The sequence below is a fragment of the Pseudomonas sp. PDM01 genome (assembly GCF_014852325.1).
GTDB lineage: Bacteria > Pseudomonadota > Gammaproteobacteria > Pseudomonadales > Pseudomonadaceae > Aquipseudomonas > Aquipseudomonas migulae.
Window position 1 is genome coordinate 603,474 of sequence record NZ_JACVBK010000003.1, and the last position, 19,574, is coordinate 623,047.

Consider the following 19,574-nt stretch of genomic DNA (forward strand, 5'->3'; position numbering starts at 1 on the left):
CGCGATCAACTGATCGCGGCATCGGCTTTCATACGAATGACATTGGCGGCGCTGGCAGAGCCATCGAGCCAGAAGGACAATTCTGCGTACTGCTTGAACAAATCCGGCGGCAAAATCGTGCGCCGCGATTGCAACTCGACTTTGGGTTTGACCTTGTGCAGGCCGGACACGCCGAGGGCTTGATCGAACTCCGGCGCGTCGTAGGCCAGGTGGTCGAAATCGTGCTCGAACCAGGGCTCGCCAATGAAGTCGTAGACCAGCCGCATCACCCGGTCAGGCGCCTGGGTCAGCAGGTCGTAATCGACGATCAGCAGCGAGTCGGCGTGTTCACCGTAATAGGCTTCCTTGAGCGCCGCCCAGGCAAAACCGACCAGGCGATTGCGTTGGGCGAGGGTTTCGCAGCGGCTGTAGACCGTGTTGCGTTCGACCGCATCGCCAAACAGCTTGGTGTTTTCAAAAGGGTTGGCGCGATAAAGACGCTCGATGCTGTCCATGACCCAGGCAACGTTGCGCACACAGGCAATGATCTTGGCTTGCGGGAACAGATCGCTGATGGCCGGCAGGCGCGAACTCCACAAGCGGTTGGTGTCGAACACCACCGGTTTGTCGGCCTTGTCGGCGTAGAAGGAGTCAAACAGGCCGCGAAGCAAACGGCGGCGCAGGTCGGTATCGATCACCGCGCCGAACTCGCTGCCGGCGCTGCATTGTTCGAGGACACCGGAAAAGAGTGAGCCGACAGGGCTGGTCATGCCGGCATGGAAACGCGGGTTCTGCAAAAGGATTGCAGAAAGCAGGGTCGAGCCCGAGCGCGGCAAGCCGGAAATAAAATGGAACTGCTGCAATCCCTTCACCCTAGTCATAAGTCCTTTATGTATGACGGAGCGTAGACCATGAATGGCCTTAGAAGTAGTGGTGTTTTGATATCAAATCGAAGTTACGGCGCTGACTAAAACGCGTTTTTTATTACTACTTGTGAGGTGAATCGTTTAAGCACTCCACCGGCTCAATGCAGTACGAACAATCGCGCAGTGGCGCCTCCCGCCTGTGTTTCGCCCGAGCGCTGCCAGCCTGAGGGCAACGGCGCGAACTCGTCCGGAACATCGACGGTGCCAATCAGCCAAACCCGGCCACTGCCCTTGGGCAAGCGGTCGAGACTGTCGAGGTACGTGTCCTGAGTCACCAATGTGCCGAAGCCATAGGCGTTCGGCCGGCTCGAAGCGCCATTGGCCAGCGGCGGAGTGAACAGCAGGGGCTTGGCCTCGGTGCGGTTGTAATAGACGTAACTGAGGTACCAGAGCATGTCGCTGGTGACGATCCGGTCACCGGTCACGAAGTGCTGGTTCACATAGTCGACCATGACGTTGATTTGATCATTGGTGTCCACCGTGGCGTTGTTCTTCAGACCCACCAGTTCAACACCGACAAACAGCACCAGCACCGTCACGGCCAGCACCCGAAAGCCTGAATACAGACGATCAACCGCCAGCGCGACAATCATCGGCAGCCCCAGGGCATACGCCGTCAGGTAACGCTCGATAAACACCGGCGTGATAAACGAAACCCCGAACACCAGCAGCAACGGCAACGCCGTGTAGATCACCAGCAGAGCGCTGCCACGAAAGACACTGCGGTCCCGCGCCAGCGCCACCCCCACAATGGCCAGTAACGCCAGCGGCATCGCGATGAACATCAGCGTCGGCAGGTTCTCGCCATCGTCCTGGATCAGGAACGACCAGAACATCGAAGGCAACGAGCCGAACGTGACAGGCGTTTCCCAGCCCACGTCGCCGTTGGCCTTGAGCTGATCCAGGTGCTGGAGCAGATCGATCAGGCTTGGCGCCCACGGCAAGTACAACAACACGATCGCGACATTCGCCAGCCACCAGCCGGGGCGTTGAACATGGCGCAAGCGATGCCCCGGCTGGACGCGGATCAGCCCCAGATACAGCCAGTGGCAGAGCACGCACAGGGCCGTGAAGTAGTGGGTGTAGAACGCAGCAGTCATCAACAGCGCATACGCCACCAGATATCGCCTGCGATGCGGGCGCCTGATCCAGTAGGCCAGGGCAATCGTCGCGCCGATCAGCCACAACCCCAGCAGCGAATACATGCGCACTTCCTGGCTGTAGCGCACCGCCGTGGGCAACAGTGCCAACAGGAAACCGGCCAGCAGCGCTGCACGGCGAGTGGCGAGCAAATCCATCAGCCAGACGCCGAGCCACACCGTGACGATGCCGGGCAAGGCGCTGAGGCAGCGGATCGAAAAAATGCCGTCGCCGAACAACCCGACCCAGCCATGCAACAGCAGGAAATACAGCGGAGGGTGCACGTCATGGGCCGCATGGACCCAGATGTCGGACAGTGAATACTGACTCAGCAGCAGGCTGGACCCTTCATCGCCCCAAATGGCGGCTGCCGTCAGGTCGTAGAAACGCACCAGCGCCGCCAACGCCAGGATCGGCAACAGCCAGTGCTCCTGCGCCCAGCGCAACCAGCGCTGAACGATCGCCCAGATGCCGGGTGCTGCGTGCGGCTCATGGGTGCCGCCAAACGGTGTTTCTCTGCGCGCCTCCATTACCCCCCCTGAAACAGCCCTCGACCACCCTGCCTCTTGATCACTTTAGGACGGCGCCGGTTCGTCGTCGATGCCGGTTTTGCGACCAGCGACATTCGGCCGTGAGGCGCATCAACTACGCTCTGGTTTGGCGTGACTCAGCCAGGGAAATGAATGGAGTCGGCTGATCGCAACGATGGTTCCGGACGTCCGGGCCACGCTTGTGGCGCGCCAGACAACTAACCTGAGGGATGAGGAACTATGGAAGTATTCATCGGCACTATCCAGCCTTTCGCCTTTAACTACGCGCCCAGCGGCTGGGCCTTGTGTAATGGCCAGACGCTCTCTGTCCAGCAATACAACGCACTGTTCGCGCTGCTGGGCGTCAACTTCGGAGGCAATGGCGTCTCCAACTTCATGCTGCCCAACCTGCAAGGCCGAATGCCGGTGTGCATGGGTAACGGGCTGAACCTGACTCCACGCGTCATCGGCGAGTTCTCCGGGACCGAGAACGTCACCGCGACCATCACCAACCTGCCCAATCACACCCACGCCCTGTCCGGGCTGACGGCCACCACCACCCTGCAACTGGCCAGCCCGGCGAGCAACCCGGTCACCACCCCCACCGCGACCAACTCGTACATCGGCGCTTCCGGCGGCGGACCGGGCTCGGCGAGCATCTACTCCGATCAGCAAGGTGCGGCGGCCGTGCCGCTCAAGGGTGTGGCCACGACGGTCACCGGGGAAATCTCGTCCGCCGGCAACGGCCTGCCCATGGCAACGATGAACCCGTTCCTGGTGCTGAACTTCAGTATTGCCCTGGAAGGGCTGTTCCCTTCGCGCGGTTGAAATCCGGCCGGGGGATTCAACCCCCCCGGTCACTTTCATTTTGGGAGTGACGCCATGCTGCAACAGGTTCAACACCAACACTTTCAGGCGCTTCTGGGAAAGACGGGGACGCTGCGGTTGCCGGATGGCAGTGAGCTGCCGATCCATATCGACAGCCTTGAAGAATCACCCCGGTCGCGGATGCCGAAAAGCGAGCGCATGCCGTTCCGGGTCGAGTTCAACAGCCTGCAATCCACAGAGTTTGTAGATGGGTTGTGTGCGCTGGAGTTACCGGAACTTGGCTACGTGGAGGATATTTTTGTCTCGCGGGTGCCCGCCATGGGCAGGGATCCGGGCGTGGGTTACTTCTACATCGCATTCAACTGATTCACAGGGATCAAAATGTAGGAGCGAGACCGGCTTGCCGGCGAAAGGGCCTTCACACTCAACATCACTGCTGAATGATCCACCGCTATCGCGAGCAGGCTCGCTCCCACAGGGTCATGATTGTATTCAGCCATTCGGATACCACACCAACCGCTCCGCCGCCGGATTACGCTCTTCAACCTGAAACCCCAGCGCCAGGTAATGCTGGCGCGCGTGGGCATTGTTGGCCCAGACCACCGTGGCCACCGGGCAGCGAATCTGCTGCGCAGCTTTCTGCACCCCTTGCAGCACCGCCCGACCATAACCCTGGCCACGAGCCTGGGGGACGAACGCCAGGTACAGCACGCGGATTTCATTGGGACCAAAATCAGTGGTCAACGCACCGATGGCCGTGTCGAGTTTTTCGATCACGTAGTGCATCGCGTTGGGGAAGTGCTCTCCCAGCCCTTGTTCCTGTACCTGGAATTGCTGGGCGACGACCTGCTCAACCACCTCTCGCTCGCCGTCGATCCATTGCAGATCCGGTCGTGCCGATTGATAAAGCCTGTGCAGAAAAGGACCATCGTTAACGCGCGACGGCCGCACCACCAAACCGTCGGCCACCACAGCATCCGTGTTCGCCATCGCTGCTCTCCCTAGAAACCGCTTTCCCTGACACCCAGCGCGGCCATCCGCCGCCAGGCAACGCCCAGCAAAGACTCGCCGCTCCCCTGCAACACCACCACGCCACGCAAAGGTTGAAGCGGCGTCGGGGTGGCCTCGAGGGTGTTCAGCCGCGCGCCGTATTGTCCCTGTACCGGCTCGGCCCGTTGCGAGGCATCCCGGCGCACGGCAATCGGCCCGTGGTGATCGGAGGTCAATGCCTCCTGATCGACATAGGTCGCACCGTTGGTGTCGATTTCGGTCAATTGCACCGCGATCGCCGGGTGCATCGGATCATCGGCGATAAACCGCCCACTGGCGCCCGGGGCAACACGCCACAACTCAGCTTCGGCCAGATAACCCCGCAGCCGTGCGCCGTCTTCCACCACCCGCGCCAACGGATCTTTGGGCGACAACCAGCGGCCGGCGGACAACTGCGGCAACAGATCTCGCACCTTGCCCGCCTGCGGCGCCCGAATCAGCAGCCGCTCCCGCTGCGCAGCCAACCCACGGTACTCGGCCACGGCCTCCGCCAGACGCTGCTCGACAATGCCCGCATCGGCGGCGGTTTCGCTACGACTTGCCTGGCGGCGCATCTGCAATTGCTGGATCTGGATTTCGCGACGGACGATGGCCTGGCGCGAATCCAGATCCGGCGACACCAATTCGATCAGCACATCGCCCTGAGCCACCACCTGACCGTCACTGACATTCACCTGCCTGACCCGCGCCGCCACCGGCGCATGCAAGGTACTGACGCGCCCGGCCTCGAGCATCGACGGCAGTTCCACGGCACTGCGCCAGGGCAGCGCCAGAAACAGTACAAGCGCGGCCAGCCCCAACGCACTCAACAACACCCGCGACACATGGGCGTGCTCACGCTGGCTCCACCACTCGCGCCACTCGCGCACGATAGGCAGAAAGATGAACCACACCAGCTCCACCAGCATCAGGAAAATCCCCAGGAGCTTGAAGAACAAGTGGTACACCGCCAGCGCAATCCCGAAAAACAGCACCGCGCGCCACAACCACGTTCCATAACCCCAGACCAGCAAACGCCGCCGCATCGTCGGCGACCAGGGTTCCGGAGCCGGTGCGCCGTAGCCGAACAAGGTCTCACGCAGATGCCAGCGGCACAGGGCAAAGGCTCGCCCTTGCAGGTTCTCCACGTCCCAGAAATCACTGAGCAGAAAGTAGCCGTCGAACCGCATGAACGGGTTGAGGTTGATCACCAGCGTAGTAATCCAGGTGGCACTGGCGAGCATGAACGCCGCCGTGCGCGCCGGTCCGTCGGGCAACAGCGACCAGGCGAGCAGCGCGATGCTCGCCAGCAGCAGTTCGGCCAACACGCCACCGGCCCCGATCAGCAATCGGGCACGTCGATCATTGACCCGCCAGGCATCGCTGACGTCGGTGTAGAACATCGGCAGCAGCACCATGAACGCCACGCCCATGCTTTGCACCCGACAGCCCGCGCGCTTGGCCATGAACGCGTGACCGAATTCGTGGCACAGCTTGGCAAAGAACAACGCCACACCGAAGGCCAGCGCGCCACCCAGGCTGAACAAATGGGGGAAAGTCGCGATGAATCGCTGCCAATCCCGGGACACCAGAAATACCCCCAGGATCAGTGTTGCCGGCAATCCGAAGCGCAGCGTTTGCGGACCGAATCGTGACAGCCAGGGCCAGGCGCGATTGAGAAAAGCATCCGGCCGCCAAAGAGGAATCCGGAAAAACAGGTACTGATGCAACAAGACCTGCCACCACGACTGATGCTGGGCGGCGGCTTTCAAGTTGTAACTTTCACGCTGCTGCGGGTCGAGGGCACTGATCAAATCGTGGCTGCGCAGAAAGCTCAGCAGTTGCTCCAGATCGCTGCCGGCCAACGGCAAACCCGGTTCGCGATTGGCGGCGTGCAGTATTTTTTCGGGATCGCCCAGGGACCAATGTCGCAGCAAGCGCATCGCCGCCACCCCGAGCTTGAAATAGCGACCGCGCACCGGGTCGGCCAACGTCCAGCGCGGCGAGCCATCCAGCGCCGGTGAAGCGGGCGTCAATTGCAAATCCGCACGCAGGCTCGGCAGGCTCATCTACAGCCCCACACTCTGGCGCAAACCGGCCAGTGGTTTACGTAACAGGTACAGCGCCAGAGGCGCGCGATCACCGAAGATTTTCGCCGTCCCTCGCAAGCCGATGCGCGGCGGCGCCTGATCGAAACTGGCATCGAGCCGATAGGCCAACTGCCCGCCGGCGGTGGGTTGTGCTTCGTATGCGGCGCGCTCGAGCCGGGCCGAATGCCGTTGCAACGGATCACTGTCGAGGAACAGCGCGACTTGCGCACCCGGCTCCAGGGAAATCGCATCGCTCACCGCCAGCTCGATACGCAGTTCGGCCTGGCTCGGGTCGGCGATTTCCATCAGCCGTTCGCCGGTCTGCACCGGTTTGCCGGTCCAGCGCTCGGCGTCGGCGAACACCGCGATGCCGTCGCGCTCGGCCCGCACCTCGCTGCGCTTGAGCAGTTCACGGGCGTAGTCCCGTTCGGCGCGTTTTTGTTCGACGCGCGCCGCCAGCAAGTCAATCTTCGAACTGGACTCGGCATCGGCAAACGAGCGCTGGGAATTGGCTTTCAATTCAGCTTCGGCAACGCCCAACGCACGTTCGGCCACGTCAGCCTGAGCCTTGAGGGTGGTGCCTTCGAAGCGCAGCAACGGGTCGCCGGTTTTCACGGTCTGGTTGGGTTTGACCAGGAATTCGGCGATCACGCCGTCCAGCGGCGCAGCCACGACGCGCCCACCCAATGGCACCACTTCGGCCGGCGCCAGCACCGATTGGCGCACCGGGATCAACATTCCGAGCACCAGCAGCGAGATCAATGCGACCTGACGTTTTCGGGTCCAGCGCAGTCGCCACGGCTTGTGCGGTTGCAGCGCCAGCCAGGCGTGACTGTAAGTGTCGCCGAGTTGCGACAGCAGCACTTGTTCGGCCGGGTTCCACGGCAAATCCCGGGCCAGCCACAGACCGCCGAACACTTCGCTTTGGTGATCGATCAGCGGCAGCCAGAACACCTGGGCGGCGGACAGACTTTGCCAGTCCGCCTGAATCGATTGGCTGAGCAGATCGGGCGCAATCACCCGCGCCTGCTTCAGCACATCACGCTTGAACAACTGCGCCACGGCCTGCTCGACGAACGCCACAAACGGCGCGTTCGGGTCGACGGTACTCACGCCCGTCACCGCGTGCACCTTGCCGGCAATCAACAACGCGGCATGACGAAAACCGAACAACCCCTGAGCGTCATTGACCAGGCTGTAGGCCAGTTGCGACGGAGTGCGTGCGGCGCGGGTCTGGCGCTCAAGATCGAGAAAGCGGGCGAAGACCTGTTCCGCGCCGCCGCTGACCGGAGCGTTCACTTGAGCTCCGCGAAACGCGCCGTGCCGCTCATGCCGGCCAACAAACCAGAGGCGTTGGGCAACGTCGCGACCAACAGCAAGGTCTGGCTGCCCTCGTCAATTCGCGCCCCCAGTCGTTTGACCGTGGCATCGAGTGGCCGACCGGTTTCATCGGGGACAAAACTGAACGTCTGGCCGGGCTTGAGTTTGCCCATCCAGCGCGACGGCACCAACAAATGGATTTCCAGGGTGCGGTTGTCGACCACATCGAGCAACGGCGCGCCGGCGGCAACGCTTTCAAAACGCTGAACCTTGCGCTCCACCACCTGGCCATCAAACGGCGCAACCACGCTGCAGCGTTTGACCTGAACCTGATACACCTGAGATTGCGCCTGCGTCTCGCTGAGCCTGGCCTCGGCCCGCGCCACTTCGAAACGCCCGACCGAATTCAACGCCGCCAGTTGTTTGTTGTGAGCCAACTCCTCACCGGCCCCACGGCTCGCAGCCTGCGCCGCATTGAGCTGCGCCTGATAAGCCGAACAATCGAAACGCGCCAGCGTATCGCCCTTCTTGAACGACTCGCCCTCACTGAACGGCAACTCGACAATCCGCCCGGACAACTCACTGGCAAGCATCGCCTGATCCCTGGCCCGCAACACACCACGGGCCTCGGTGCTGGCTGCCGAACCGCTGCTGCCGACGGTGCTGCTGTCCAGCAGCGGATCGTCTGGCACGGGCGTTTGCGCCTGAGCGGTACACGTTAAAATGGTCAATCCGATAACCCACACACGAACTCGTCGCATAACCGTAACTCCCTGACGGATGAGCGGAGTCTATGACAGCGTGGGTGAGCGTCAAGTGGGTGGGAGTTTTTACCTGATAGAGCGTGTGTTATTGCTAGCAACCATTTCCTTACGGGCAATCGAGACGTGTCCTACGTCATCCGCTGCCAATCAACTATTGCAACCCTCAACACTCAGCTTTTAATCTCTCCCTACCACTGAACCCTGTACGCAGCGATTAAATTCGCTGGCAGTCAGGGGTGAAAAAACCGGCTCCGGCCGGTTTTTTCGTTTTTCCAAATGCACATTAGCGTTGCGCCATCTCCCCCACCGGATACACCGACTCCCATCCCCCACCCAACGCCTTGTACAACCCGACCATCGCCAGCGACACCCCGGTCGAACTTTCGACCCATTGCTGCTGAGTCGCCAGCAGTTCGCCTTGCACGGTGAGTACGTTGACGAAATCCACCACGCCTTCCACGTACTGCTGTTGCGCGGTGCGCAGGGCGATCTGGTTTTGGCGTACGGCTTCGGCGAGGCTGTCGCGACGCAGTTGGCTGGCGTTGTAGGCGGTCAGTTGATCGTCGATTTCGTGCCAGGCGCGCAGAACGGTTTGCTGGTACGCGATGGCGGCTTCCTGTTGTTGCGCTTCACGCAAATTCAGCACACCGCGCAGGCGACCGCCGTCGAACAGCGGCAGACTGAATTGCGGGCCGATGCCGAAAGCACGTGAGCCCCATGAGCCGAAGTCGCTCAGTTGCATGGCCTGCGAACCGAGGTTGCCCGACAGGGTGATGCGCGGATAAAAATCGCCCTTGGCCACGCCAATGTTTGCGGTGGCGGCATGCAAGCGGGCTTCGGCCTGGCGGATGTCCGGGCGACGCTCTGCAAGTTGCGACGGCAGGCCGATGGCGACCTGACGCGGGGTTTGTGGCACCGGCGCGTCTGTGGATAACTCAGCGTGCAGCGCTTGCGGCGGCTCACCCATCAACAGGCTCAGCGCGTTGATCAGTTGCGACTGGCGCTGCTCCAGTGCTGGCAAGCGCGATTCGATGGCCGCGACTTGCGCGGCGGCTTCGGCGACATCCAGGTCGGTGGCGACACCGTCGGCCAGGCGCAGTTGCGACAGCTTCAGGCTGTGGCGGGCGACGTCGAGGTTCTGCTCGGTGACGGCTCGTGTGCTTTGCACGCCGCGCAGTTGAATGTAGTCCTGGGCAGTTTCGGCGAGCATCGACAGCAGCACACCGCGCTGGTCGTTTTCCGCGACTTCAAGGGTGGCATCAGCCGCTTCGGTTTCGCGTCGCACACGCCCCCAGAAATCCAGTTCCCAGGAGGCCGAGAAACCTGCGTCCCACAGGTTGAACGCCGAGTCACCGTGGTGCCCCGACGGATCGCTCAGGCCTTCACCGCTGTTGCGTTTGCGCCCGTAGCTGCCGGTGGCGGCGGTGTTGGGATAGCGTTCGGCGGTGATCACCTGGCGCGCGGCGCGGCTTTGCTGCAAACGGCTGCTGGCGAGTTTCAGGTCGAGGTTGTCGGTCAGAGCGCGTTGGGTCAGGGCCGAGAGTTTCGGGTCCTGGAAAACTTCCCACCAGCGTTCGTCCATATGAGCGGTTATCACTTCACTGGCGGCGGCTTTCGACGGTTTCGACCATTCGGCAACTTGCCGGGCTTGAGGCTTCTGGAAATCAGGGCCGACTGTGCAGGCGGTGAGGCTCATGACGAGCAAGGCGCAAATACTGTGTCGAAGCAGATGGCCTCTTCGCGAGCAGGCTCGCTCCCACATTGAGGTTGAGTCATGCACACAATCACTGCTCAAAAGGAGATCCCCTGTGGGAGCGAGCCTGCTCGCGATGAGGCCAGCTCGGTTAACAAACCTCTTCATCGTTGAGCAACCTCATGCTTCCCGGTTTCAGCCGTATCAATACTCGCCTCCACCGACATCCCCACCCGCAACCGCTCAGCCAATGGCTGCCCCGGATCGAGGACGATTTTCACTGGTATCCGCTGCACAACCTTGGTGAAATTGCCGGTCGCGTTGTCCGGTTTGATCGACGCGAAAGTCACCCCGGTGGCCGGCGCAATGCTCTCGACACGACCACGCAACGCTTCGCCGCCAAGGCTGTCGACGTGCACCTGCACACCCTGCCCCGGCTGCACCTCGGTCAGTTGGGTTTCCTGGAAATTGGCGACCACATACGCTTGCGCCAGTGGTACCACGGCCAGCAGCTTGCTGCCCGGCGTGACATACGCACCGACACGCACTGCACGCTCGCCCACCATGCCGTCCTGCGGCGCGACGATGCGCGTATAGGACAACTCGTAGCTGGCCATTTCCAGTGCCGCTTGCGCCCGTTTCAATCCACCGTCAGCGGCGTCACGCTGGGCGGTGAGGATCTCCACTTGCTTGCGCTCCGCCGACAGTACCGCTGTGGCATTGGCTAACCGGGCGCTGGCTTGATCAATGCGCGTACGCGCTTGCTGAGCATTCTGAACCGTACCCGCGCCAACGCCGGCAAGGTGGTTGTAGCGGTTCAATTCATGCTCGGCGAACGCCATTTCAGCCTTCGCCGACACCACCGTGGCTTGCGCCTGCGCAATCACTGATGTCTGGCGCTCAAGGGTCGCCCGAGCGTTTTGCAGTTGCGCCCGCGCCACCAGCGTTTCGGCGTCGGCGGCTTGAGCGGCAGCCCGCAGGTCGCGGTCATCGATCAGCGCCAGCAACTGCCCGGCCTTGACCTGCTGATTGTCGTCCACCAGCACTTCCTTGATGAACCCGGCGACGCGGGGCACGACCAACGTGAAGTCGGCAGAGACAAAGGCGTCATTGGTGTTCTGTTGCGTGCGCTTGCCAAAAACTCCCGGCGCCAGCAGATACACCAGCACACCGACCGCCACCACGGAGGCCATTGCGACGGCGATTTTTTGCTTGGATTGAGTCGTCATAAAAACCTTCTGTTTCAGTGAAGCATTCATGTCGGCGCACGCGGCGGATAGATCCGCGTCGGCAGCCAGAAAATCAACAGGATCAGCGCCAAGGCGACGCCGCTCATGCACAGATAAAGGTCCGAGGCGGTCAGCACCACGGCTTGCTCATGCAGCCGGTGGGCAAGGCCCGCGCTGTCGCTGTCGGCCAACGGCGAGTTGCCGAGACGGTCCACCAGCATGGTCGAATGAAAATGCAGCCGCGATGTGGTCAGCGCGTCGATTACGCCAGTCGCGATCACCGCCGACAGGCCTTTGACGGTGTTGAACCAGGCGGAAGCGAACGGCCCTTCCATCGGGCTTATGCTGCCGGTCGAGAGCATCAACAGCGGCAACACCGCCATCGGCTGACCGAAGATTTGCAGCAGTTGCAGCACGTAGAAATCGTCGCGAATCCACGCCGATGTCAGTTGCGAGCCACCGACGCACGACAGCGCCAGCATGCTCAGGCCGATCCCCAACACCCAGCGGCAATCCACCCGGCGCAGGTTGCACAGCGCCGCCACCAACGGCAGCGCAAGCAACTGTGGCAGCGCCGCCAGCAACATGACCGGTGCGGTCTGCACCGGGCGATAACCCTGGACCTGCGCGAGGTAACTGGACGGAATGATGATCACCGCCAGCAAAATCACCAGCACACCGGCCAGGGTCAGCAAGGCGAACGACAGGTTGCGGATGCCGAGCATCTGCATCTTGAAAAAAGGCGTCGGCTGCGACCATTCGTTGATCAGGAACAGCACCAGCAACACCAGCCCGCCGCCGAGCAATCCGCAGATCAGGGTCGATTCGAACCAGTCCAGCCGATTGCCCTGCAGGATGCCGATCACCAGCATGCAGATCGCCGGAAAACCCAGCAGCAATCCGCGCCAGTTGAACTGCTTGAAACGCTCAAGGCGCAGCGGATCCTGGGGCAAGCCGTAGGCCACCGCCGCCATGGCGAGCAGGCACGGCGCGATGATTTGCCAGAACGTCCACTGCCAGCCGACATGCTCGGTCCACAACCCGGCCAGTGGCGTGCCGAGCCCCGGACCGAAGGTGGCCGTGAGGGCATACCCGGCAAGACCGTAGAGCTTCACGTTGGCCGGTAAAAAACGCAGGGCGACGGTCATCAACATCGGCGGCAAGGCACCACCCGCCAGGCCTTGCAAGGTGCGCATGAGCAGCAGGCTTTCGTAGTTCGGGGCGAACGGACACAGCACGCCCAACAACGTGAACACGCTGATCGCGCAGAGGGTGAAGCGCCGCAACGAGAACGTCACCGAGCACCAAGGCGCGAACGCCATCGCAGCCACCGAGGTCGAGGTGTAACTGGCGACCAGCCAGGTACCTTCGTCATAGCCGATGGCCAATGCGCCGCGAATGTCGGCGAGGGCGACCTTGGTCACCATCTCGTTGAGGCCCGACACCAGCACCGCCAGCAACACACCCACCAGACCAATGATGATTCGCGGACCGAAGACCGGTGGCGTCACGGCGACCGTTGGACTGGCCACGGCGAGAGGTGCCGGGGCCGTGAGGGAAGTCATTACTGCAAGCTCCGGGATGTGAATGTCGGAGCATTTTAAGAAGCGTGGGACCTGACGAAAATCAACTTATCGGCAGGTTATAAGTGCGTTCCACGCAGCAATACAAAACCCCTGTAGGAGCCGGCTTGCTGGCGATAGCGGTGTATCAGTCGATGAAAATGTTGAATGAAAAATCGCTATCGCCGGCAAGCCGGCTCCTACAGGGGTCCGTGTTCAGTCTGGCGTGGGTTGCGCGGCCAGCCATGTCGCATCGCAACACGCCTTGAGGGTTTCACGCATCCAGCGATGCGCCGGGTCTTTGTCAAAACGCGGGTGCCAGGCCTGGGTCAGCATGAGGGTCGGCAACGGGATCGGCAGGGTGAACGAGCGCAATTTCAAGCCCAGCCGCCGCACGCTCAGCAGCGCTTCCTTGGGCACCGGCAGAATCAGATCGGAATCAGGCAAGGCAAACATCGCCGCATGGAAACTCGGCGCAATCACCGCCACTCGCCGCTCCAGACCCAAGGCATTGAGCGCGGTATCGATCGGGCCGCGAGCAATCCCGCGCCGGGACATGCTGATGTGAGAAAACCCGGCAAAACGCTCTGCGGTGATTTCTTCGTCGAACAGCGGATGGTCTTCGCGCACCAGGCCGACAAAATGGGTGGAGAACAGGTTCTGGACCTTCACTTCCGGCATGAGCGGCCGATTGTTGCTGACGCTCAGATCGATGCGCCCTTCACGCAACGCTTCGTCATCCCCATCGCCCTCCGGAACGAAGCGCAATTCGCAGTGCGGCGCCTGGCGCTCCATGGTGTCGAACAGCTTGCCGCCGTAGACACCGACAAAGAAATCGTTGGCGCGAATGCTGAAGCGTCGGCGCAAACTGCCCAGCTCCACGTCATCGGCGGAACGGAACAGCAACGCGGCCTGTTCGACCACCTCCCGCACCTGCTCGCGCAACGCCAATGCCTTAGGCGTAGGCACCAGACCGCGGCCGGCACGCACCAGAATCGGATCGCCGATGGCTTCGCGGATTCGTGTGAGCGTGCGGCTCATGGCCGCGGGGCTGAGGTTCATGCGGCGCGCGGCGCCCACCACACTGCCTTCGTCGAGCAAGGCGTCGAGGGCGACCAGAAGATTCATGTCCGGGAGTTGCATGCTGAGCACTCTTGGTCGGGCTGGATTGACCTGGACGCAATGCTAGCAAACATCTTCCAATTTATGTTTTGGCAGGTCTGGCCCCATCGCGAGCAGGCTCGCTCCTACATGGGGTTTCCGTAGTACACAAAATCTTCTTCCACTGGAGATCCCCTGTGGGAGCGAGCCTGCTCGCGATGGGGCCCGATCAGGCAACAAAAATCTAGCGCTGCATCCCCCAACGCTTCACCGTCACCCGCTCCAACGAATCAAACACCAGGTTCTCCACCAGCAACCCGATCAGAATCACCACCGCCAAACCGGCAAACACCTTGTCGGTGTAAAGCTCATTACGATTCTGAAAAATGTACCAGCCCAAACCGCCCTTGCCACTGGTCGCACCAAACACCAATTCAGCGGCGATCAGCGTGCGCCAGGCGAAGGCCCAGCCGATTTTCAGCCCGGCGAGAATCGACGGCAGCGCCGCCGGAATCAGGATGAACAACACGAAACGCATGCCCTTCAAACCGTAATTTCGCCCGGCCATGCGCAAGGTTTCCGAGACACCCAGGAACCCCGCGTAGGTGTTCAACGCCAACGCCCAGAGCACCGAGTGCACCAGCACGAAAATCAGGCTGTTCTGCCCCAACCCAAACCACAGCAGCGCCAGCGGCAGCAGTGCAATCGCCGGCAGCGGGTTGAACATCGATGTCAGCGTACTCAGCAGATCACGCCCGAACTGCGTCGACACCGCCAAGGTGGTCAGGGCAAACGCCAGGACGATGCCGATCAAATACCCCTTCAGCAACACCACCAGCGAAATCCACACTTTGCCCAGCAACTCGCCGCTGAGCAGCCCGCCATACAACGCACTGGCGGTTTGCAGAAAACTCGGCAGCAGCAGGTCGTTGTTCTGAATGCGGGCAACCACCTCCCACAGCACGGCGAGCAAAATCAGGATCAGGCTTTTGCGAATCCAGCCCTGTTGCCACAGGCGTTGACCCAGGGGCAACTCACGCTCCAGCGGGATGCTGGTCAGCGGCTGCAAAACGGTTTCGAACTCTTCACGCGCAGATGATAACTGGCTCATCGGGCACTCCTCTCAATGGCTCAGTAAGCGATGCGAATGTCGGAAAAATCCAGCTCGCGCTCGGTTTCCGGTGACTGGCCTTCATCGAACAACAACCGATGAATCCGCCGCGCCGACTCCTGAAACGCCACGCCGCCGAGACTGTGCAAATCATATTGATGGCTGTGGACTTCCGCCCGTACCCGACCGGGATGCGGCGACAGCAGCAGGATGCGATTGCCCACCACCAGCGCTTCTTCGATGGAGTGCGTGACGAACAGCAACGTGAACCGCACCTCTTCCCACAGCAGCAACAATTCTTCCTGCATCTTGCGGCGTGTAAGGGCGTCGAGGGCGGCGAAGGGTTCGTCCATCAGGAGGATTTTCGGCTGCATCGCCAATGCCCGCGCGATGGCAACGCGTGCCTTCATGCCGCCAGACAAAGTGTGCGGATAGGCATCGGCAAATGCCGCCAGTCCGACCTTGTCCAGATAGTGCAGCGCCCGTTCTTCGGCTTCTTGGCGCTTGAGGGTTTTCGACGCCAGCAGCGGAAACATCACGTTCTGTTTGACGGTTTTCCATGGCGGCAGCTGATCGAATTCCTGGAACACCACGATCCGGTCGGGCCCCGGTGCATGGACGGTTTGCCCTTGCAGACGAATCTCGCCTTCAACGGGCTGGATGAACCCGGCAACTGCCTTGAGCAATGTGGATTTGCCGCAACCGGAAGGACCGAGCAGCACAAAGCGGTCCTCCGGGTCGATTTCAAAACTGACTTGGTGGGTCGCTCGAACCACACGCTGCGGCGTGCGGTATTCGAGGCTGACGTTGTCGACCGACAGCAGCGCCTGGGCTGCGACGTTCGGTTTGCTGACCGTGTGGCCTTGCAAAGGGGCGTTCATGTCGGTCAGCTCCCTTGCAGCGGTTTGGTGTCCTGGAAGAAGTAATCCTTCCATGAGTCCGGTTTGTTTTTAATCGCGCCGACGCGGTAGAGGAACTCGGCCAGTGGGTAGGTATTTTTCGGCGTGACACTGAATTCGAACTGCGGGTTATCGATGATTTTCAGCAGCGCGGCGCGATCGATTTTCGCCTTGGTCACGCGAATGTAGGTATCGGCGGCGGCGCCTTTATCGTTCTGGGCAAATTGCGCCGCTTCGGTCAGCGCCTCGACGAACGCCTTATAGGTTTTCGGGTTCTCGTTGCGGAATTTCTCGGTGGCGAACAGCACCGTCGGCGAGTTCGGGCCGAGCAGGTCATAGGTGTTCAACACCACATGGACGTTGGGGTTGGCCAGCGCCTGATCCTGGAATGGCGGGTTGGAGAAATGCCCGGTCAACTCGGTGCCGCCGGCAATCAGCGCGGCCGTGGCGTCCGGGTGCGGAACGGCGATGGTGTACTTGTCGAGGCGATTGAATTCCTTGTCGCCCCATTGCTTGGCGGCGGCGTATTGCAGGAAGCGCGACTGCACCGACACGCCCACGGCCGGCACCGCGATGCGGTCCTGCTCGGTGAAGTCGGCGATGGTTTTGACCTTCGGATTGTTGCTCACCAGGTAGTACGGGAAGTTGCCGAGAGAAGCCACGGCTTTGACGTTCTGCTTGCCGTGGGTGCGGTCCCAGATGGTCAGCAGCGGACCGACGCCGGCACCGGCGATATCAATCGAACCGGAAAGCAACGCATCGTTGACCGCCGCGCCGCCGGACAGTTGAGTCCAGTCGACCTTGATGTCGATGCCTTCCTGCTTGCCGTACTTTTCGATCAGGTTCTGATCGCGCACCACGTTGAGCAACAGGTAAACGATGCCGAACTGTTCGGCGATGCGGATTTCACCTTCGGCGTGAGCCACAGTCGGCGCCACCAGGCTGCCGGCGATCAGGCTGAAACCCAGGCCGATGGCCGCAGCCAACGGTGCAAAGGGAAGACGTTTGGACATGATTCAATCTCCGACAAATCAGAAAGGCGCGTCGCCCTGAATGGTGGTGCGATACAACTTGCGGCGCAGATGGCTGGGGCATCCGGCGGCGAGGTGGATCAGCGAACGGTTGTCCCAGAACACCAGGTCATGGGGCTGCCATTGATGGCGGTAGATGTTGTGCGGCAGCACGCTGTGGGCGTAGAGCTCGTCGAGCAGTTGCTTGCTCTCGTCGTCCGGCAAACCAACGATGCGAGTGGTGAAACCCTCGCTGACGAACAACGCCTTGCGACCGTTTTCCGGGTGCGTGCGCACGATGGGGTGGACGACTTCGGCAACCTGGGCCAGTTGCTCCGGCGTCAGGGTCGGACGCCAGTTGCCTTCGAATTTGGTCTCGCTGTAGCGCGCCGTGTACGAGTGCGCCGCCGAGCGACCTTCGACCGCTTTGCGCAACGCTTCAGGCAGGTTGTCCCAGGCTTTGTGCATGTCGGCGAACAAGGTGTCGCCGCCCTCGGACGGCAATTCCTGGGCGTGCAGCATCGAGCCCAGGCTCGGCAATTCTTTATAGGACAGGTCGGAGTGCCAGAACTTGCCGGCGTCACCGAGGCCGATGGATTGGCCGTTTTCGATGATGTTGGAAACGATGAGGATTTCCGGGTGCCCGGTCAGCAAGAACTGCTTGAGCACGTGGATCTGCAACACGCCAAAACGGCGGCTGAAGTCGATGTGCTGTTCGGGGGTAATGCGTTGGTCGCGGAACACCACGACGTGATGATCCAGGTGCGCGCGATGGATGCGGGCGAAGTCCTGATCATTGATCGGGCGGGACAGGTCCAGGCCGATGATTTCGGCTCCGACGGCACCGCTGAACGGGCGAATCTCGAAGGTTTGCGGTGCGATTGCAGGTGATGCAGAGACGGCTGGCATAAAAAATCACTCCCACGCACGGCACGCTCAAAGGCGCGCGCGTCGATCAGAAACTCACGGAGGTCCCGTGTTGGTTCGTTTCGTGCGGCGCGCCGATTGGTCGGCAGGTACGCAGGGGAGTGACTTTATAGATATAAGAATTGAAATTTAAATACCGTTAGCGAATAACGATATGGCTTTTGAATTGTGTTGTCTGTCAGGCAGCCTTCGCGAGCAAGCCCGCTCCCACCTTGACCGTGTCCGTCAGGACTACTCGGTTAACTGTGGGAGCGGGCTTGCTCGCGAAGAGGCCATCAGCCCCACCTCACTTTGCCCAATCAATCACTTCACTGTAGGGCGTCTGCAAATCCCGCTCGGGGATTTCCCAGATGATCAGCTTGGGCGGCGTCTGTTTGAACGCCGGGTTGTTGAAGTAGCCGTTGGCGCCACCGGAAAACTCGCCGCCGTCCTTGGCGAAATTGCCGATCGGCGCACCCAGCGCCTGCTGCAGGAATCCCGCGAAGTTGGAGTTGCGCGAGAACGAGGTTCCGATCAGCGCCACGTTCGGCAGGTTGTCATCGCCAAACAGGTCGTCGAGGTTATCGCCGCCACTTTGCGCTGCGGCCGCTTTCTCGCTGATCCGGGTGGCCGCCACGGTTTCCGGTGCTGGTTGCAGGGTCACCGGCAGCCATTCCAGACCGGCAAGCCTGACCAGGTCGCCCGGACGGCGTGCCGGTTCTTGCAGCTGCGCCTCGAAATCTTTGTGCGGCGTGGCGCTGATGCCCATGCGCTGCACCTGCGCGGCCACGGCTTTGGCCGCGGCGGCGGCGCCTGTTTCGCTCCAGTGGGTGTCCGTGCGCAGATACGCGTCAGCGCCCAACGGTTGCAGGCTCGGCGCCAGGTCCACAGCAGCGACACCGGCCTTGTTCAGCCCCTCGACCCACGTTGCAGCGCGGTCCTGCAACATCGCCGGGCGACGCAGGTCGCACAATTGCGTCTGGGCGATACGGCTCTTGTCCGGCACCACCGCCACCAGCAACGTGACGCCGCGTTTGGCCAGGCGTTGCTGAAGTTCACGCACCACGCCGGCCTTGGTGTCGGCATTGGCGTGGGCGTGACGGTTGATGCGCATCTCATCGGTCAGGAACAACCAGCCAGCACATCCCGAGCGCACCCGCGGACCGGTATCGTGCAGCGCCAGCCAGCTTGCGCCGCGCTCCAGATTCGCCGCCTGCTCAGGCACCGACGCCTGCGACAACTGCTTGGCGATCTTGTGAGTGATGTCGCCTTCCAGTGCGGCCTGACGCGTGAGCTTGGGCGGCACGAACTCGACTTTGCCGCTCGCCAGCAGCCAGGCGCAAGAGGCGAAACCCAGCGCCAGAAAAGCCACGAACACGACGCCCGACAGCTTGCTGATGCGGGCGGTACGTTCGCAGGGTTGAGCCGGTGCGGGAGACGAAGAAGTCATGGGCGCG

General features: G+C 61.6%; 17 protein-coding genes. 2 read left to right on the forward strand and 15 right to left on the reverse strand.

Annotation, left to right across the window (positions count from 1 at the left end; all coding sequences use genetic code 11):
* Positions 1–5 precede the first annotated feature (5 nt).
* Together IB246_RS10610 and IB246_RS10615 are read right to left on the reverse strand one after the other, a co-directional pair.
* Entirely contained in the window at positions 6–851 is an 846-nt protein-coding gene (locus IB246_RS10610) for a sulfotransferase family protein (protein ID WP_032832503.1), read from the reverse strand.
* A gap of 152 nt (positions 852–1,003) precedes the next feature.
* Positions 1,004–2,575: a glycosyltransferase family 39 protein gene (locus IB246_RS10615; RefSeq protein WP_008039653.1), complete on the reverse strand. Its 1,572-nt coding sequence runs from the start codon at positions 2,573–2,575 to the stop codon at positions 1,004–1,006.
* Positions 2,576–2,815: 240 nt separating this feature from the next.
* Between IB246_RS10615 and IB246_RS10620 the strand changes: the two genes are divergently transcribed.
* Positions 2,816–3,403, forward strand: coding sequence for a phage tail protein (locus IB246_RS10620; protein WP_008039652.1), 588 nt, complete (start codon positions 2,816–2,818; stop codon positions 3,401–3,403).
* Positions 3,404–3,457: 54 nt separating this feature from the next.
* Positions 3,458–3,769, forward strand: a complete 312-nt coding sequence (locus tag IB246_RS10625) for a DUF6916 family protein (RefSeq protein WP_008039650.1) — start codon at positions 3,458–3,460, stop codon at positions 3,767–3,769.
* A 126-nt stretch (positions 3,770–3,895) separates the two neighbouring features.
* Here IB246_RS10625 and IB246_RS10630 read toward each other — a convergent pair whose 3' ends face one another.
* The 13 genes from IB246_RS10630 to IB246_RS10690 all read right to left on the reverse strand — a co-directional run bounded on the left by IB246_RS10630 (position 3,896) and on the right by IB246_RS10690 (position 19,567).
* Positions 3,896–4,393 (reverse strand): GNAT family N-acetyltransferase, encoded by a 498-nt coding sequence (locus tag IB246_RS10630; protein WP_008039649.1) that lies wholly within the window; start codon positions 4,391–4,393, stop codon positions 3,896–3,898.
* 11 nt (positions 4,394–4,404) lie between these two features.
* A complete protein-coding gene (locus tag IB246_RS10635) occupies positions 4,405–6,501 on the reverse strand; it encodes an efflux RND transporter periplasmic adaptor subunit (RefSeq protein WP_008039647.1) in 2,097 nt (698 codons plus the stop codon).
* Positions 6,502–7,821: an efflux RND transporter periplasmic adaptor subunit gene (locus IB246_RS10640; protein ID WP_008039645.1), complete on the reverse strand. Its 1,320-nt coding sequence runs from the start codon at positions 7,819–7,821 to the stop codon at positions 6,502–6,504.
* Positions 7,818–8,603, reverse strand: a complete 786-nt coding sequence (locus IB246_RS10645) for an efflux RND transporter periplasmic adaptor subunit (RefSeq protein WP_008039635.1) — start codon at positions 8,601–8,603, stop codon at positions 7,818–7,820. The genes IB246_RS10640 and IB246_RS10645 overlap by 4 nt, the downstream gene beginning before the upstream one ends.
* A 286-nt stretch (positions 8,604–8,889) precedes the next feature.
* Positions 8,890–10,467, reverse strand: a complete 1,578-nt coding sequence (locus IB246_RS10650; protein WP_081500203.1) for an efflux transporter outer membrane subunit — start codon at positions 10,465–10,467, stop codon at positions 8,890–8,892.
* A complete protein-coding gene (locus tag IB246_RS10655; RefSeq protein WP_192230023.1) occupies positions 10,464–11,528 on the reverse strand; it encodes an HlyD family secretion protein in 1,065 nt (354 codons plus the stop codon). The genes IB246_RS10650 and IB246_RS10655 overlap by 4 nt, the downstream gene beginning before the upstream one ends.
* A gap of 26 nt (positions 11,529–11,554) precedes the next feature.
* On the reverse strand, positions 11,555–13,093 hold the full coding sequence (locus IB246_RS10660; RefSeq protein WP_008039627.1) for an MFS transporter: 1,539 nt from the start codon (positions 13,091–13,093) through the stop codon (positions 11,555–11,557).
* A 213-nt stretch (positions 13,094–13,306) separates the two neighbouring features.
* On the reverse strand, positions 13,307–14,233 hold the full coding sequence (locus tag IB246_RS10665) for a LysR family transcriptional regulator (protein ID WP_008039624.1): 927 nt from the start codon (positions 14,231–14,233) through the stop codon (positions 13,307–13,309).
* 202 nt (positions 14,234–14,435) lie between these two features.
* Positions 14,436–15,302, reverse strand: a complete 867-nt coding sequence (locus IB246_RS10670) for an ABC transporter permease (protein ID WP_008039623.1) — start codon at positions 15,300–15,302, stop codon at positions 14,436–14,438.
* A 20-nt stretch (positions 15,303–15,322) separates the two neighbouring features.
* Positions 15,323–16,183, reverse strand: coding sequence for an ABC transporter ATP-binding protein (locus IB246_RS10675; protein WP_008039622.1), 861 nt, complete (start codon positions 16,181–16,183; stop codon positions 15,323–15,325).
* 5 nt (positions 16,184–16,188) lie between these two features.
* A complete protein-coding gene (locus IB246_RS10680) occupies positions 16,189–17,214 on the reverse strand; it encodes an ABC transporter substrate-binding protein (protein ID WP_008039621.1) in 1,026 nt (341 codons plus the stop codon).
* 18 nt (positions 17,215–17,232) lie between these two features.
* Positions 17,233–18,120, reverse strand: coding sequence for a TauD/TfdA dioxygenase family protein (locus tag IB246_RS10685; protein WP_008039620.1), 888 nt, complete (start codon positions 18,118–18,120; stop codon positions 17,233–17,235).
* A 304-nt stretch (positions 18,121–18,424) separates the two neighbouring features.
* Positions 18,425–19,567, reverse strand: a complete 1,143-nt coding sequence (locus IB246_RS10690) for an alginate O-acetyltransferase AlgX-related protein (protein ID WP_032832501.1) — start codon at positions 19,565–19,567, stop codon at positions 18,425–18,427.
* Positions 19,568–19,574 lie beyond the last annotated feature (7 nt).

Bases quoted from the DNA above. Each gene is read 5' to 3' on its own strand.
- IB246_RS10615 (WP_008039653.1), bottom strand. From the start codon at position 2,575: ATGGAGGCGCGCAGAGAAACACCGTTTGGCGGCACCCATGAGCCGCAC.
- IB246_RS10620 (WP_008039652.1), top strand. From the start codon at position 2,816: ATGGAAGTATTCATCGGCACTATCCAGCCTTTCGCCTTTAACTACGCG.
- IB246_RS10625 (WP_008039650.1), top strand. From the start codon at position 3,458: ATGCTGCAACAGGTTCAACACCAACACTTTCAGGCGCTTCTGGGAAAG.
- IB246_RS10630 (WP_008039649.1), bottom strand. From the start codon at position 4,393: ATGGCGAACACGGATGCTGTGGTGGCCGACGGTTTGGTGGTGCGGCCG.
- IB246_RS10635 (WP_008039647.1), bottom strand. From the start codon at position 6,501: ATGAGCCTGCCGAGCCTGCGTGCGGATTTGCAATTGACGCCCGCTTCA.
- IB246_RS10645 (WP_008039635.1), bottom strand. From the start codon at position 8,603: ATGCGACGAGTTCGTGTGTGGGTTATCGGATTGACCATTTTAACGTGT.
- IB246_RS10650 (WP_081500203.1), bottom strand. From the start codon at position 10,467: ATGAAGAGGTTTGTTAACCGAGCTGGCCTCATCGCGAGCAGGCTCGCT.
- IB246_RS10655 (WP_192230023.1), bottom strand. From the start codon at position 11,528: ATGACGACTCAATCCAAGCAAAAAATCGCCGTCGCAATGGCCTCCGTG.
- IB246_RS10660 (WP_008039627.1), bottom strand. From the start codon at position 13,093: ATGACTTCCCTCACGGCCCCGGCACCTCTCGCCGTGGCCAGTCCAACG.
- IB246_RS10665 (WP_008039624.1), bottom strand. From the start codon at position 14,233: ATGCAACTCCCGGACATGAATCTTCTGGTCGCCCTCGACGCCTTGCTC.
- IB246_RS10670 (WP_008039623.1), bottom strand. From the start codon at position 15,302: ATGAGCCAGTTATCATCTGCGCGTGAAGAGTTCGAAACCGTTTTGCAG.
- IB246_RS10675 (WP_008039622.1), bottom strand. From the start codon at position 16,183: ATGAACGCCCCTTTGCAAGGCCACACGGTCAGCAAACCGAACGTCGCA.
- IB246_RS10680 (WP_008039621.1), bottom strand. From the start codon at position 17,214: ATGTCCAAACGTCTTCCCTTTGCACCGTTGGCTGCGGCCATCGGCCTG.
- IB246_RS10685 (WP_008039620.1), bottom strand. From the start codon at position 18,120: ATGCCAGCCGTCTCTGCATCACCTGCAATCGCACCGCAAACCTTCGAG.
- IB246_RS10690 (WP_032832501.1), bottom strand. From the start codon at position 19,567: ATGACTTCTTCGTCTCCCGCACCGGCTCAACCCTGCGAACGTACCGCC.